Raw genomic sequence first — 14,982 nt, 5'->3', positions numbered from 1 at the left:
TCCTCGGTCATTCTGGAAGCCTCGGCTCAATCTGACGTGCGATCTTCTCCGCCTCGCCGCAAGGGTCTGCCACGGAGTTGCGCATGATGCCAGCCACGTTCACATCAACGATGCCGCCGCCTGCACTGATGATCGCGGAGCAGATCCCCTGCCCCCCAGAACCAGCGGTGACAGCGCGCGCCGCTTGCCGGCCATTGATGTCGAACCGGTCGAACGTCTCGAAGTTGTTCTTGCTGTACTTCTCGAAGTCTTCGGTCTCGTTCTTGCTGAAGGTCAGCAGTACGTCCTTGCCCTCCCAGTCACAGCCCGGCTGCGACTTGAGGTCGTTCACTGGGCGACTGGGACCGGAGACACCTGCTGCGCTGAGCTCTTCGGAAGTAAGGAACGTGCACGGGTCCAAGTTCGCCAAGCCAGAGCTCTGGGCCGCTGACGTGGGCGTGGACGTGGACGTTTCCTCGCCGCTTTTGCCCGGGCCACCGGAGCAGGCAGACAGTCCAACCAGCGCCAGACCGGCGACGCCGACGGCCAAGGACCGGGAAACCAAACTCACTGAATACCTCGCTGCAAGTCGTCGGAGATCTGCTCGTCGGTCGCACGGTAGTCCTTGGCAGCCGCACGAAACGCGTCTGCCTGCTTCTGCAGCTCGTCCTGCAGCTGACGAACGAGTTCCACCGCACCTGAGCCGGGATCCGCGGCCTTGTCGATGAACCGTTGCGTCAACTGCTGCCCATCCGGGTAGTTCCCCAGACCGCTCAAACGCGTCATCCGGTCGGCGCCACGCATGAGTCGCGCCAACTCGCGGATCTCCTCCTCGCAGCGCTTCGCGGCCTTGTCGGCCACGTCGGGGTCAAGCGACAGCTTGCCCGCGCCGACCTGCTGATTGATCCACTGCGTGCGGCCGCTGATCGCCTTCAGCCCTTCCTTGGCTGCAGCGAACCCACTTGCGTCTGCGCTTGTCATCCCAGACCCCTCTGGACTCTGCGATCTCCCCAGGTAACGGTGAACACTTTAACCTGACGCAGGGGCGTCCGTAACGGTTCCCGACAAACCTGACGCAGCTCCGGCATCACCCGTTCAGCCGCAGGTCACAGCGTTGTTACGGTCCGATACCGAGCGATTGCAGACAGCGATCCCGCGAGACGTTCAAGCCGAGCCCGGAACACCTAACGCGACTGTTCGGCCTGTTGATCATTCCGGCAGGCGCGAAGCCGACTGGCCGACGATCTTCTCCACTTCCCCGCACGCATCGACCGAGTCGTCGAAGCGCCCGGAGACCCCGTAGATCGCGACACCTCCACCAGCATCGACCAGCACGTTGCAACCGCCCGTGCTTCCGCCGCCAGGAACGTTCGCGACCGCAGCAGAACGCCCGCCGATCGTCTTCTTGTCGTACCGCTCCCAGTTACCGCTCTTTTCGTAGGACGCGACGGTCTCGTCCACGTTCTTCTGGAAGGTGAGCGACATCTGCTCCCCCTGCCAGCGGCAACCCGGCTCGAAGCTCACCGGCGCGAACTCCTTGCCCTGGGCGGACAGTCCCCACGAGGTCAGCTCCGCAGGCCGAAAGAAGCCGCAAGGATCGAACTTCTCCATGGCAACGCCGCCCGACTTCGTGGTCGGCGCATGCCCCGTGCTGCCGCTACCGCCACTTCCACACGCGGGCAGCCCAGCCAACACAACACCCGCACCTGCGACGACAAGGAGTCGGACATGCTTGTTCAAGGAACCCCTCGTTCCACGCGAAAGCCGACAACAGCCCTCGCACCCATCCGCCCCGGACATGTCGGCAGAAGCTGGCCGGTGTCACCGGTTGATTTTTTTGTTCAGGGTTTCTACGAGGGTTGTGAAGGTTTGGTGGAAGTTCTGGAGGTTCGGGGTCTCGTTCGGGGTTCCGTACCAGTAGAGGCCCTGCGTTCCGTCTGCTCCTGGTTTCAGTTCCGCGAACTCCGCTAGCCAGCGGTCCGTTTCTTCCAGGACCACCGCGTACGGCAGCGATCGGGAGAACACCGTCTCGCGGTCCTGCTCCGGCAGGGACTCCGCCGCGGCCTCGTGCAGGTAGCCGCGCAGGCCTCTGACCTGCACCACGAGCGCGCTGCCTCGTCGTGTTCGCGCCGGCATCAGGCGTGCGCTGAACATCATCGCGATACCGCCGATCAGCACGGCGATCCCCAGCAGTGCTGCTGAGGTCGTCAGCGCCAGTACCGCCGTCAGCGCCGCTCCGCCGATGATCACGCCGAGGCCCGTCCACCAGAAGCGGTTCCGGTCGACGTCCGGGCGCCGTGCGAACCATTCCTTTTCCACGACCTCCGCGTACAGCGCCGCGCGGACCTGGCTTGCGTCGAGGTCTCGCAGTTGGGACAGCCGCACTTCTTGCTCCTGCCCCACGAGGAGGTCGTAGACCGCTCGCTCGAACGGCCGCAGCGAGTCGTCGGCCGGGTTCAGCCGGACGATTCGCCAGTCCTGGCCGGGGAGTTCCTCGATCCACAGGTAGTTGCGGACCGCCAGGTCGATGATCGTCGCCGTCACGTCGACCGGGTCCACCCGCTCGTCGATGACCGTGCCGATCTGGCCCGGCAGCACGCCGTCCGGGGACGCGAACGCGACCGCGCCCTGGGAATCGGTCATCAGCACCTCGACCTGGCCCACGTCCTCCGCGAACGCGCGCACGTCCCGGCCGCGGGCGTACCAGACGAGGCCGAGGCCGCCGATCAGCAGCAGGCCGATCGCGGCCAGGCCGGCGGCCGTCGCCGGCGTCAGCGAGAACGCCCGCACCAGGCTGAAGTACTGCTCGGTCACGGCGTTCGCCGGCACCGTGCCCGCCGGGACCTTGAACGTGAGGTCCATCCGGTCACCGGGCTGCAGGCCGTAGGTCACCGCGTGCATCGACTGGGTGTGGGTGATCTCGAACTGGGCGCAGCGGTTCGCGCTGCCCAGCGGGCCCGCCAGGCACATGATCTCCTGCGGCACCTTCGGCGACAGCAACGACACCTCGACGCGGTCCACCGGCACGTTCCAGCCACCGGACACCTGCCAGCGGACGTCCTGCCGGTCACCGGCATCGGCCACGGCACCGCGAACCGAGTACGTCAGCGTCGAAACCCCGGGCTGCAGCGTCAGATGCAGCTTGTCGGCCTCGGCTTGGATCGCACCGCCACCGTCGAGCACTGCGTCGGAGACCGTGAAGACCCGGTCCGCCCCGGGCCCCGCGGACTGCCGCAGCGGCATCGTGCGCTCGACTTGTTGACCTGTGGGAACGTTGATCCGCTCGGTGACCGAGACCAGGCCGTCGCGCTGCAGCTTGAGGTTCACGCTGCTGGAAACCGTGCCGGGCAACGCATCCACCGGTTGCTCCTGCGCCGCGGCCGTGCTCGGTGCGCCCAACAGCAGTCCGGTCAGGGCGACCACCAGCCCCCGTTTGGTCAACACGGCCCGAACGATAGCCGCCCGTGGCTAAGCTCTGGTCCGCAACGGTGGGATTGATGGTGAGGAAGTCGGGGGGAAATGACTGCTCGGTGGCGGCCAGCCGAACCTGGACCAACAGTCCACATTCGACACTCCGCGAGGAAGACCGCATGACGCAGCCGCCCCCGCCACCACGCGGCCCGCAGCCGCCGCGCCAGCCCTGGCCACCGCAGGGCCCGCGCGGCGGGCAACAGCGTCCGGGTCCCCAGCCGCCACAAGGCCCGGCTCCCCGTCCGCCACAAGGCCCGGGGTCCCAGCCGCCACAAGGTCCGGCTCCCCGACCGCCGCAAGGTCAGGCCCCCCGGCCGCAGCCGCCGCAACGCCGTCCTCCGTTACCTCCACCCGGCACGCAACCCCTGCGCCCGCAGCAGGGAGCGCCGATCTTCGACCAGCCGACCCGCCGGATCGCACCACCGCCGGCCGCGCGCCCGCTGCCGCCGCAGACGACCGTGCGATTGGCACCGCAGCGCCCGCCGCAGCCGATGCCGCACATGCGGCCGCCGCAGCGCAGAAGCAACACCGGTGTCATCGTCGCGCTGGTGCTGGTCGGCGTGGCCCTGCTCGGCGTCGGCACCGTCGGCGCGATGGCCGCCTCGATCACCTCGAGCCGGGCTTCGGACTACAGCAGCACCAGCAGCCGCTCGACGTCGACGAATTCCAGCGAGACCGAGACCTCCACCGGCACGACGACCAGCAGCGAGGAATCCGAGACGTCCACGTCGACCAGCGGCAACGACGGCGAGGTCAAACCGGTCTCGGCGCTGGGCGACCACCCGCTCAACATCCCGGGCAACGGCGCGATGAACACCTCGTGCAACCTGCCCCGCTTCAGCACCGACGTCACCTCGCAGGACCGCTTCTACCAGGCCGCGCTGCCCTGCCTGATGGAGGCGTGGGCGCCGGCGCTGGAGAGCGCCGACCTGCCGGTCCGGACGCCCACCGTGATCACCACCGGGGACAACATCGAAACGCCCTGCGGGACGCGGCGGTGGAACCAGACCGCGATGTACTGCCCCGGCAACCACACGATCTACATGACCGCGCGCTACTACGCCCAGGTCGAGCAGCGCACCAACGCCGGCGTGTACCTCGGCCAGTTCGCGCACGAGTTCGGCCACGCGCTGCAGGGCATGACCGGGATCAACAGCGCCTACGGCGACGCGTCCTACGACGCGGGCGGCAGCTCCACGTCGGCCGGGCTGGAGTTGACCCGGCGCTCCGAGCTGCAGGCGACGTGCTTCGAGGGCATGACGCTGGCCGCGTTGCAGAACGGCGGTGTCAGCAACGACTTCATCTTCCCCGCGCTGGAGGACTCCTCCGATCGCGGCGACGAGCACACCAACGTGCGCGACCACGGCAGCACGTCGACCAACGCCGCTTGGGTGGAGCAGGGGTTCCGGAAGAACCGGATCACCGAGTGCAACACCTGGTTGGCGGCGGCCTCCGACGTCGACTGACGGGGCTCAGCGCCGGCGGAGCATCAGCCCGTAGCCGCCGCCGGCGACCGCGGCGAGGGTCAGCAGGACCCAGTTGGCGCGCTGCACCTGGCCTTTCAGCTCGGAGTCGGTCGATCGCGCCGGGCGGACCACGAAGTCCTCGCCCGGGTCGGCGGGCACCTGCACCGGCAGCTGCTGGCCGGGGGCGTGGCCGCAGCCGTCGAACGGCGCTCGCCGCACCACGCCGTCGATCCGGACCTCGACGAGGTCCCGCGCCGAAGCGGCGCCGCACGGGCGCGACTCGATGACCGTCGCCGTCGCCGACCGCATCGCCTGCCCGGCCTCCGTCACCAGCGGCCACAGCGTCACCGCCGCCACCGCGACCCCGAGCGTTCCGAGGACAAGCAGGATCGGCGCCACCGACGCCGAACCTCGTTGCCTTCCCACGACACCGATATTGGCAGAAAGCCGCACGGCGCCGACCGTCACTCGGGGCAATTGCGGGAGCACGCCCGGTGCGCCGGGCCCGGTGCCATGTCAGGGCAGGCGATTTCGCGAAATCGTCACTCCCCACGCCTGGCAGATGGCGATTTCGCGCGAAATCGCCCGGTCCCTAGGAGGCGTCCGCGGGTGTCACCTTCTTGACGTAGAGCAGCCGGTCACCGGCCTCGATCGCGTCGGCTTCCGGGGCGTCCACCCGGTAGAGCTGTCCGCCGCGCACCACGCCGAGCACGATGTCCGAGAGGTGCCGCGGCGAGCCGCCGACCTCCTGCGGTTCGACCTCCCGCTCGGCGATCGCCAGGCCCACGTCCGGCGTCAGCAGGTCCTCGAACATCTCCACCACCGACGGCGTCGAGGTCGCCATGCCCAGCAGGCGGCCCGCCGTCTCGCTGGACACCACCACCGAGTCCGCGCCGGACTGGCGCAGCAGGTGCACGTTCTCGGCCTCCCGCACCGCCGCGACTATCTGCGCCTTCGGCGCGAGCTCCCGCGCGGTCAGGGTGACCAGCACGGCGGTGTCGTCGCGGGCCGGGGCGACCACGATGGCCCGTGCCCGCGGCACGCCCGCCACGCGCAGCACGTCCGAGCGGGTGCCCGAGCCGTTGACGGTGACCAGTCCTTGCGCGGACGCGGTTTCCAGCGATCGCTGGTCGGTGTCGACGACCACGATGCGCCCGGGCTCCGCGCCGTCGCCGAGCAGTGCGGTGACCGCCGAACGGCCCTTGGTTCCGTATCCGATGACGACCACGTGGTCGCGCACCCTGGACCTCCAGCGTTGGATCTTGAAAGCCTGCCGAGAGCGCTCGGTGAGCACTTCCAGTGTGGTACCGACCAGCACGATCAGGAACAGCACCCGCAGCGGCGTGATGACCAGCACGTTCACCAGCCGGGCCTGCGAGGTGACCGGGGTGATGTCGCCGTAGCCGGTCGTGGACAGCGACACCGTCGCGTAGTAGACGGCGTCCAGCAGGTCCAGCTCGCCGCCCGCGGAGTCCCGGTAGCCGTCCCGGCCGAAGTACACGATGAGCACCGTGGCGGCCAGCGCGAGCATCGCGCCGATGATCCGGCGGATGATGGAGCGCACCGGGCTGATCGTGCTGCCCGGCATCCGGATCACGCCCACAAGCGCGTGGTCGGGCCGGCTGGTCAGCTCCTCCTCGTCGGTGCGGCCACCGATGAAGGGGTGCGCCAGCCGCTTGGGACTGCGCCGCATCATGACCCGTGCCCTCCGGCTCCTGCCGCGAGGCTCGGAAGCGCGTTCTCACCACTCACGGCGCAGAACAGTAACCCTTGACCGCGCGCCGGGTGCGATGCGGCACCGGCAGTTCGGCGACGAGTTCTCCTGCAGGCCGGAAGACCTGGTCTGGACATGGCGGTGCGGCGGCTTACCATGCAGCGGTGCAGCAGCTTCAGCACGCGGCGCGCGCCCTGGGATGGGACGGCCAGCTGATCACGGACGTCGAGGTCCTCGGTGCGCGGTTCGCCGCCGTGGCGCGGATCAGGCGGGACGTCCACGAGTGGCGCAGTCTTCACGGCTGGGGGCCGGAGCTCAACCCGGCCTGGTTCCGGTCCTGGTCCGAGCCCTGCACGCACGACCAGGTGCCGGTGGCCGCGGTCGATCTGCTCGGGCTGCTGGTGCCGGTGTCCCGCTCCCGTCACGCGCTGCGGGCGTGCGGGACGTTGCTGACGTTGGCGCCGTGCGCGGTCGTGCTGCCCCAGGGCTCCAAGTACAAGCCGTTGCGGATGCTGGAGCTGGACTACTACGGCGTGGGCGTGGTCAACGCCGGTTTCGAGGGCCCGGCCGAGCTGGTGGTCACGCCGGAGGACCGGACCGCGGAGTTCGGTTCGTCGATGTTCGGCCGCTGGCTGCTGGAGGTCCTCTACTCGCGACTCCTCGAACTCCCCCAGCTCACCGAGAACGCCTGAGCGCAGACGTCAGGCAAGCGGCGGTAGCCGCTTCCTCCTTTCACCACGTACTCAACCGGCACCGCCGCGGGTTCTCAGACGGTGCCCACCCCGTCGGGGTTCTTGGCGAGGCCAGTCCCCGAAGCCGCGTATTGGTCATACGTAAGTCGGGGATCCCACAGCGAGAAGGCGTCTGTAATTCCCGCAGGGGGGCCGCTACCCGCACCGCTACGGAAAACGAGCCTGGAATGCTTCTACTCACGCCAGGACGTATTCGTGCCAGTTGAGCTGCTGCGGGTTCCAGCGCATGCCGCGGCCTTCCTTCAGGGCGCGCAGGGCCTGCATCGTGTGCGGCCAGCGGCGGATCACGTTCGCGAGCGCGACCGGCGTCATCAGGTCGGCCGAGCGCCGGTGGTCGCCCGGGCCCAGCAGCGCGATGCCGCCGGGCGTGGAGATGATGTCGGTCAGCGGCGCCTGGCCGGACAGGGCGGCCTGCTCGACGCTGAGGATGCTGTGCGGCTGCAGTTCGCTCGGCCAGCTGTTGCGGTCGATGTCGGCGGCGACCGGCTGGTCGCAGCTGCCGCACTCGCACTTGAACTCGCTGGCCCAGCCGTGCTGCTTCCACGACCACACCGCGGCACCACCGGTGTCCAAATCGGACAGTGCGGCGACGTGCGGCCAGGCCCCGACGACGGCGCTGAGCATCGTCTTCTTCGACGGCCGCGGGTTGCGGCCCGGGCCGTCGAAGGACCAGGTGCCTTCGTCGTTCCGGTGCACCCGCACCAGCGGGGCGCGCATCGCCAGGACGTCGGCGTCGACGTTCACTTCGGATTCCGGTGGCGTGTTGAGCTTCCAGTCCGTGTTCATCGCGGGCATAGTCATCCGCCGCGAACCGCGATCTCAAGCTCCGCCACCCGAACGTGTACTGATCCGGGCGCCGGGCGTGATCCCGCTGACGCCGACGTCTCCGCAGGTCAGTGCTCGTGAGCACGTTGGATCGCTATAGCAGCACAAAGTGCGCACGAGGCCTGACCAGGCCGAACGGTCACTGCGCCGAGGGCACCGAGGTGATGAGGTTCCGGAGGCCGTCGGCGTCGAGGAGGTCGGCAGGGCTGAGCGTGTAGTCGTGGCGGACGTAGTGGAACGCCGCGCGGACCTTCGACAGCGGCGTGCCGGAGAGCTCCGCCCACGCCAGCCGGTACGCCGCGAGCTGCACCGACAGCGCCGGGATCTGGTCGCCGCCCGGCACCGCGCCGGTCTTCCAGTCCAGCACCGTCCAGCCGCCGTCGGCGTCGGCGAACACCGCGTCCATCCGGCCGCGCAGCACCACGCCCTCGACCTGGGTCTCGAACGGCACCTCGACGCGGTGCGGCGTGCGGTCGGCCCAGGAACCGGCCAGGAAAGCCTGCTGCAGATCGGCGAGCTCCTCGTGCACCGGCGCGGATTCGTCGGCGGCGCCGGGCAGTTCGTCGAAGTCCAGCAGCGCGGTCGAGGTGAACCGGTGCTCCAGCCAGGCGTGGAACGCGGTGCCCCGGCGGGTCATCGGGTTCGGCGGGAACGGCAGCGGGCGGCGCAGCCGCCGGGCGAGGGTGTCGGAGTCCTTGGCGAGTTCGACGAGTTGGCTCACCGACAGGTGGTCCGGCAGCCGCACTTGCTCCCGCCGCTGTGCGGCCGCGGCGCGCTCGGCCAGCAGCACGTCGACGTCCCGCGCCCAGCCGTCCTCGTCGTCCTCCGGCTCCGAATCATCCACAGTGGACATCGCGGCCCGCACGAGCTCCGCGCCTTCGGCCACCGCGGCGCGGCGCGACCCCAGCGGATCGACCGGCCACTCCGCGCAGCGCACGGCGTCGGCGAGCGGGTTCGTCGCGTCCTCATCGGGTTCCGGCGTCCACAGGTCGACGACCCCGGCCCCGGCCTCGCCCAGCACCTCGGCCAGCTGCCGCAGGAAGTCCGACGGCCCCTTCGGCCGGTCGCCGTTCTCGCCCCACCAGTGCCCGGACAGCAGCAACGTCCGCTCCGAACGCGTCACCGCGACGTAGAGCAGCCGCCGTTCCTCGGCGAGCCGGCGCTCCTCGAACTCCTCGTCGTGGATACCCAGTGCCTCGGTGACCTCCTTGCGGTCCAGCCCGAACAGCCGGTCCACGTCCAGCCGGGGCAGGTCCTGGGCGTCGCCGCGGAGTTCGGCGGGCAGTTCGGTGGCCGACCGCAGCCACGACGAGGACTTCCGCTTGCCGGGGAAGACGTCGTTGACCAGGTGCGGCACGGCGACGACTTGCCACTCCAGGCCCTTGGCGGCGTGCACGGTGAGCACTTGGACCCGGTCCTCGGCGACTTCGACCTCGCCGGGCTCCAGGCCGTCCTCGGCTCGTTCGGCCGCTTCCAGGTAGTCCAGCAGCGCGTGCAGCGTGGCCGACGGGCTCGCGGTCGCGAAATCGGTGACGGCGTCGGCGAAGGCGTCGAGGTGGATACGGCCCGCGCCGACCGGTCGCGCCATGCTCTCGATGTCCAGCAGCAGCGTCCGCTCGACGTCGGCGACGAGCTCGGGCAACGGCTGGTCCAGGCGGCGCCGCAACGCGGCGAGTTCGCCGCCCAGGCGCCGGATGCGCCGGTAGCCGTCGCCGGAGTAGGGCTTCGCATCACCGGGGTCGTCGAGCGCGTCGACGAGGCCGGCCTGCTCGGCGTTCTCACCCGGCAACGCCGCGGTGACCACAGCGGACGGATCGGAGGATTCGGGCTCTCCGAACGCCTGCGTCCCGAGCTCCCTCGCTCGGTCCCACAGCGCGGCGATGTCGGCCGCTCCCAGGCGCCAGCGCGAGCCGGTGAGCAGCCGCATCGCGGCCGTCCCGGCGAGCGGGTCGACCAACAGCCGCAGCGCGCTCACGAGGTCGCGGACCTCGGGCTCGTCGAGCAGCCCGCCGAGCCCGACGACCTCCACCGGCAGGCCGCGTTCCCGCAGCGCCGCCGCGATGTCGGACATGTCGGCACGCCGCCGCACCAGCACCGCCGCGGTCGGCGGCCGGCCCGTTTCGTCCAGCGCCGCCTGCCACTGCGCGGTGACCTGGTCGGCGACCCAGTCGCGTTCGGCCCGCACGTGTTCGCTCAGCGCCAACCGGATGTCTCCGGGTTCGGCGCCGTCCCTGGCGCGCAGTTCGTCGACTTCCAGCCCGGTCTTGCGCAGCGGTTCCGAGACCGCGTTGGCGACGTGCAGGACCTCCGCCGGGTTGCGGAAGCTCGTCAGCAGCCCGTACCGGTGCGCCGGGCCCTTGCGGCCGTCGTCGACGCGCGGGAAGTCGGTGGTGAAGCGCGGGAGGTTCGCCGCACTCGCGCCGCGCCAGCCGTAGATGGCCTGCGCCGGGTCGCCGACGGCCGTGACCGGCAGCGGACGGTCACGACCGAACAGCGAGCGCAGCAGCACCCGTTGCGCGTGGCCGGTGTCCTGGTACTCGTCCAGCAGGACAGCGCCGTAGCGGGCGCGTTCTCCGTCGACGACCTCGGGATGCTCGGCGGCGAGCAGCGCGGCCAGCGACATCTGGTCGGCGAAGTCCATCGCGCCTTCGCGCCGCTTGCGCTGCGCGTACTCCTCGACCAGCGGCAACATCGCCACCCGCAAGCGTTGCGCGGCAACGACCTTCACCAGGTCCTGCGGCAGGTTCGCGCGCTGGCCCTTGGCGCGCGGCGCGTTCTCGACCGCGTGGCAGACCTTCTCGGCATGCGCCCGCAGGTCGTCCGGACGCACCAGGTGCTCGGCGAGCTCACCGGCCAGCGAAAGCAGGTAGCCGGTGACCGTGGACGGGACCTTGTCGGTGTCGATGTCCTCGGTCCAGGTCGCGACCACGCTGTGCGCGAGCTGCCAGGACGCGGTCTCGGTCAGCAGCCGCGCGCCCGGCTCGACCGGCACCCGCAGGCCGTGCTCGCCGACGAGCCGCCCCGCGTAGGCGTGGTAGGTCAGCACCGTGGGCTCTTCGGTCAGCACCGCGGAGCGCAGCTGCCCGCTCGGATCGACCTCGTCGAGCAGTCCCGAGCCGGCGAGCCGGCGCAGCCGGGCGCGCACCCGGTCGGCGAGCTGCCGCGCGGCCTTGCGGGTGAACGTCAGGCCGAGGACGCGTTCCGGCGTCACCAGCCGGTTGGCGACCAGCCACACCACGCGGGCGGCCATCGTCTCGGTCTTCCCCGCGCCCGCACCCGCAACGACCAGCGCCGGTTCGGCGGGCGCGGCGATCACCGCGGCCTGCTCCGGGGTCGGTGGGTGCAGCCCGAGCGCCTGCGCGATCCGATGTGGACTGATGGCCGCGGGCGCCGGCTGGTTCTCGGGAAGCCGGCCGTTCATGCGCGGCCCCCGGACCGAGCTCCGCGGCGGGCGTCGAAGCAGTACCCGATCACTGCGCGACCTGTCTTCCGGCCGGGTGGACGGGACAGCAGGTGCGCGCCGGGCACCGCGCGCAGTCGGAGTTCTCGCTGGCCACGTAGGCCGGGCCCAGGCTGGACGCGGCGGCGGTGTGCACCACGTCGAGCCACACCTCGATCCGCTCGGCGTCCAGGGCCGGCTGGGCGCGTTCGGTGGCCGCGCCCTTCCGGTCTGCCTTCGCGACGTACAGCAGCCGCGCCCCGCCCGGCCCGTCGCTGTCGCCGAACGCACCCAGCGCGGCGGCCAGCTGGTACACCGCCAGCTGCGGGTGTTCCTCGGCATCGCCCTTGCTGACCGGCGTCTTCCCGGTCTTGACGTCGACCACCACGGGGCGGCCGTCGGCATCGACCTCCAGCCGGTCCACGCGGCCGCGCAACCGCAGCCACGGCCCGCTCTCCCGGCCCGGGACCGTGACGTCCAGGTCCTTCTCCACCCCGATCTGGGTGAGCTCGGCCCGCGATTCCACCAGCCACGTCACGAACGCGTCGAGCATCTTCTCCACACGCGTGCGCTCCTTGCGCGAGAACCACGGTGCGCCGGCGTCCACGGATTCCCAGGCGTCGTCCAGGGCTTTGTGCAGCTGCGCGGTGTCCGCACCGTCCGCCGCGGCCTGCACGAGCGCGTGCACGAGGGTGCCGGTGACGGCGGCGAGCTCGGCGGTGTCCTGGCCGCCGTGCCGCTCGACCAGCCAGCGCAGCGGGCACTTGGCCAGGATTTCCACAGTGGACGGTGACACCTTGACCGGATCGTCGCCGGTCACCAGCGGCGTCGCGGTGGAGCTCTCCGGCAGCCCGTACCAGGCGTCCGGGCTGGCGCCCGGCACCCCGGCGTTGGCCAGCCGCGCGAGCTGCGCCGCCGCCCGCCGCCGCCGCGCCGGATCCGCCTCCGCGTCGCACACCACCCGGCGCAGCTCGCCGACCAGGTCGCCGAGCGCCAGGCCGCGCTCCGGGCGGGCGATCGGCCGCTCCACCGCGTCCGGGTCGCTGATTACGCCCTCCAGCTCGTCGAGGAACCGCGATGGCTGCTCGTCCTCCCCGCGCACCGCGCTGACCAGCAGGTTCCGCCGCGCCCGGCTCGCCGCCACCAGCAGCAGCCGCCGTTCCTCGGCCAGCAGCGGGGCGGTCGCCGACACCCGCTCGGCGTCCACTCCGGACAGCACGTCGACCAGTCGCTCCACGCCGAGCAGCGAGCCGCGCAGCCGCAGGTCGGGCCAAATCCCCTCCTGCACACCGGGAATCGCCACGACCTCCCACTCCCGGCCGCTCGCGGCGTGCGCGGTCAGCACCGACACCGCGTTGTCCCGGGGCGCGGTCGGCGCCAGCGAACTGCCCGCGATCTGCTGGCTGGTCAGGTAGTCCGCGAAACCGGCGACGTCCGCGCCCGGCAGCCGGTCGACGAACTGGGCGGCAGCGTCGAACAACGACACCACGGCGTCGAGGTCGCGATCGGCCTGCGCACCGGCCGCGCCGTGCCGCTCGGCCTGCGCCACCCACCGCTTCTCCAGGCCGCTGGCCTTCCACACCCGCCACAACGTGTCCTCGACGGTGTGCCCGGCGGCGACGGAGTCGGCAGCGGTGCGCAGCAGCCCCGCGAGGCGGCGGGCCGGTGCGGCGGCGGAGTCTTCGAGCGCGGCGAGCCGGTCGTCGTCCTGCAGCACCTCCACCAGCAGTTCTCCGCTGGCCCGGCTACCTCCGGCGGCGAGCTCCAGGCGGCGGAGCCCGCGACGCAGCCGCCGCAGCGCGAGCGGGTCGGCGCCGCCGAGCGGCGAGGCGAGCAGCTCAGCGGCAGCGTCCGGGTCGAGCGCCTGCGGGCGCGCAGCGCAGCGCAGCAGCGTCAGCAGTGGGCGGACCGCGGTGCGCTGCGCCAGCGGCAGGTCGTCGATGGGCAGCGCGATCGGCACGCCGGCCGCCAGCAAGGCGCGGCGCAGCACCGGGAGCGACAGGCCGGTCGAGCGGACCACGACGGCCATGTCCGACCAGGCGATCTCGTCGAGCAGGTGCGCCCGGCGGAGCTGGTCGGCCACCCACGCGGCCTCCTGGGCCTCCGTGGCCAGCAACCGCACCTGGACCGAACCGCTGCGCCCGTTCTCGGGCTCCACGAGTTCGCGCTGCGGGCCCGCGCCAGGCAGCCGCGCGGCCAGCCGCTGCACGGCCTCCCGAACGGCCTTGGACATCCGGTGGTCGACGGTGAGCACCTCGGTGTTCGTGCCGTCCGGGTCGGCGTCCAGCAGGCAGCGCGGATCGGCGCCGCGGAAGGAGTACACCGCCTGGTCCGGGTCGCCGGCCAGCACGAACTCGACGGCCGTGTCGCCGAGCCGCCGGGTCAGCCAGTACTGCTGCGGGTCGAGGTGCTGCGCGTCGTCGACGAGGACGTAGCGCACGCGGTCCTGCTCGGCCGCCAGCAGCCCGGGATCGGTGTCGAACGCCAGCAGCGCCGAACCGACCAGCTCCGCGGCGTCCAGCGCGGGGGCCTGCGCGCCGCCCGCTCCGCGCAGCAGCGTGACCTGCTCGTACTGCCGGGCGAACCGGCCGGCGGCGATCCACTCGGGACGGTTGTGCTGCCGGCCGAGGTTCACCAGTCGCTCGGGGCCCACGCCGCGCTCGGCGGCCCGCAGCAGCAGATCACGCAGTTCCTCGGCGAACCCGGGAACGGTCAGCGCCGGACGCAGCGTCTCGGGCCAGTCCCGGGCGCCGCCCTCGACGTCGCCGGCCAGCAGGTCGCGCACCAGCGCGTCCTGGTCCGGGCCGTTGAGCAGCTGCGGGGGCGGTAGCTGCTCGCGCACGGCCTGCAGCCGCAGCACCGCGAAGGCGTACGAGTGGACGGTCCGCACCAGCGGTTCGGGCGCGGTCCGCAGGTCGTCCGTGGAACCGGTCAGCAGCCGGGTGATCTCGGTGCGCATCCAGGCCGCCGCGCGCCGGCTGCCGGTCAGCACCAGGACGTTCTCCGGCGACACCCCGCGGTCGCGGATGCGCTCGGCGGCGAGCTGCGCGATCAGCGTGCTCTTGCCGGTCCCGGGCCCGCCCAGGATCCGCAGGAGGCCGTCGCGGTGCGCCAGCGCCCGCTGCCCGGCGGTGTCCCAGACCGTCCGCCGCCGAGCGGGTTCGGCTCGGCGCACGAGTACGGGCGCGGTCGGGGATGGCACGCATCGATGGAATCACGCGCCGACGACAAGGTCGCGCAGGGCTCGCTGGTAGGCGCAGCTCAACGAGGAATTAACAGAACCTTTTGGTGGTATGAACCAATTTCGCTCTCTGGCAGTGTGCTGATCGTCACAGC

The 14,982-nt window shown here is 71.3% G+C and carries 11 protein-coding genes; 2 read left to right on the top strand and 9 right to left on the bottom strand.

Annotated features, from left to right (window positions below):
- Nucleotides 1–7 precede the first annotated feature (7 nt).
- The 4 genes from E1288_RS09285 to E1288_RS09270 form a co-directional block, all read right to left on the bottom strand.
- A complete protein-coding gene (locus tag E1288_RS09285) occupies nucleotides 8–550 on the bottom strand; it encodes a DUF3558 domain-containing protein (protein WP_132483272.1) in 543 nt (180 codons plus the stop codon).
- Nucleotides 547–960 (bottom strand): hypothetical protein, encoded by a 414-nt coding sequence (locus E1288_RS09280; protein WP_132483270.1) that lies wholly within the window; start codon nucleotides 958–960, stop codon nucleotides 547–549. Before E1288_RS09280 ends, E1288_RS09285 begins: the two co-directional genes overlap by 4 nt.
- Before the next feature lie 228 nt (nucleotides 961–1,188).
- A complete protein-coding gene (locus E1288_RS09275) occupies nucleotides 1,189–1,779 on the bottom strand; it encodes a DUF3558 family protein (protein ID WP_132483268.1) in 591 nt (196 codons plus the stop codon).
- Between the two features lie 21 nt (nucleotides 1,780–1,800).
- Nucleotides 1,801–3,423 (bottom strand): DUF2207 domain-containing protein, encoded by a 1,623-nt coding sequence (locus E1288_RS09270; protein ID WP_132483266.1) that lies wholly within the window; start codon nucleotides 3,421–3,423, stop codon nucleotides 1,801–1,803.
- Nucleotides 3,424–3,908: 485 nt separating this feature from the next.
- On the opposite strand from E1288_RS09270, the gene E1288_RS09265 reads away from it, so the two are divergent.
- On the top strand, nucleotides 3,909–4,916 hold the full coding sequence (locus tag E1288_RS09265) for a neutral zinc metallopeptidase (RefSeq protein WP_235883445.1): 1,008 nt from the start codon (nucleotides 3,909–3,911) through the stop codon (nucleotides 4,914–4,916).
- Between the two features lie 6 nt (nucleotides 4,917–4,922).
- Here E1288_RS09265 and E1288_RS09260 read toward each other — a convergent pair whose 3' ends face one another.
- Together E1288_RS09260 and E1288_RS09255 are read right to left on the bottom strand one after the other, a co-directional pair.
- Complete coding sequence (locus E1288_RS09260; protein WP_132483264.1) at nucleotides 4,923–5,342, bottom strand: hypothetical protein; 420 nt, start codon at nucleotides 5,340–5,342, stop codon at nucleotides 4,923–4,925.
- A 166-nt stretch (nucleotides 5,343–5,508) separates the two neighbouring features.
- On the bottom strand, nucleotides 5,509–6,612 hold the full coding sequence (locus E1288_RS09255; protein WP_132483262.1) for a potassium channel family protein: 1,104 nt from the start codon (nucleotides 6,610–6,612) through the stop codon (nucleotides 5,509–5,511).
- A gap of 182 nt (nucleotides 6,613–6,794) precedes the next feature.
- On the opposite strand from E1288_RS09255, the gene E1288_RS09250 reads away from it, so the two are divergent.
- On the top strand, nucleotides 6,795–7,322 hold the full coding sequence (locus E1288_RS09250) for a hypothetical protein (RefSeq protein WP_132483260.1): 528 nt from the start codon (nucleotides 6,795–6,797) through the stop codon (nucleotides 7,320–7,322).
- A 237-nt stretch (nucleotides 7,323–7,559) separates the two neighbouring features.
- Here the strand turns inward: E1288_RS09250 and E1288_RS09245 are convergent, their stop codons facing one another.
- The 3 genes from E1288_RS09245 to E1288_RS09235 form a co-directional block, all read right to left on the bottom strand.
- Nucleotides 7,560–8,168 carry a hypothetical protein gene (locus E1288_RS09245; protein WP_235883438.1) on the bottom strand — a complete coding sequence of 203 codons (609 nt, stop codon included), beginning with the start codon at nucleotides 8,166–8,168 and terminating at the stop codon, nucleotides 7,560–7,562.
- Nucleotides 8,169–8,346: 178 nt separating this feature from the next.
- Entirely contained in the window at nucleotides 8,347–11,628 is a 3,282-nt protein-coding gene (locus E1288_RS09240; protein WP_132483258.1) for an ATP-dependent helicase, read from the bottom strand.
- A 49-nt stretch (nucleotides 11,629–11,677) separates the two neighbouring features.
- Nucleotides 11,678–14,848, bottom strand: coding sequence for an ATP-dependent helicase (locus E1288_RS09235; RefSeq protein ID WP_165968043.1), 3,171 nt, complete (start codon nucleotides 14,846–14,848; stop codon nucleotides 11,678–11,680).
- Nucleotides 14,849–14,982: the final 134 nt, after the last annotated feature.

The organism is Saccharopolyspora elongata (genome assembly GCF_004348985.1).
In the GTDB taxonomy this organism is placed as follows: Bacteria; Actinomycetota; Actinomycetes; order Mycobacteriales; family Pseudonocardiaceae; genus Saccharopolyspora; species Saccharopolyspora elongata.
This window is presented reverse-complemented; position numbering and strand designations above follow the sequence as displayed.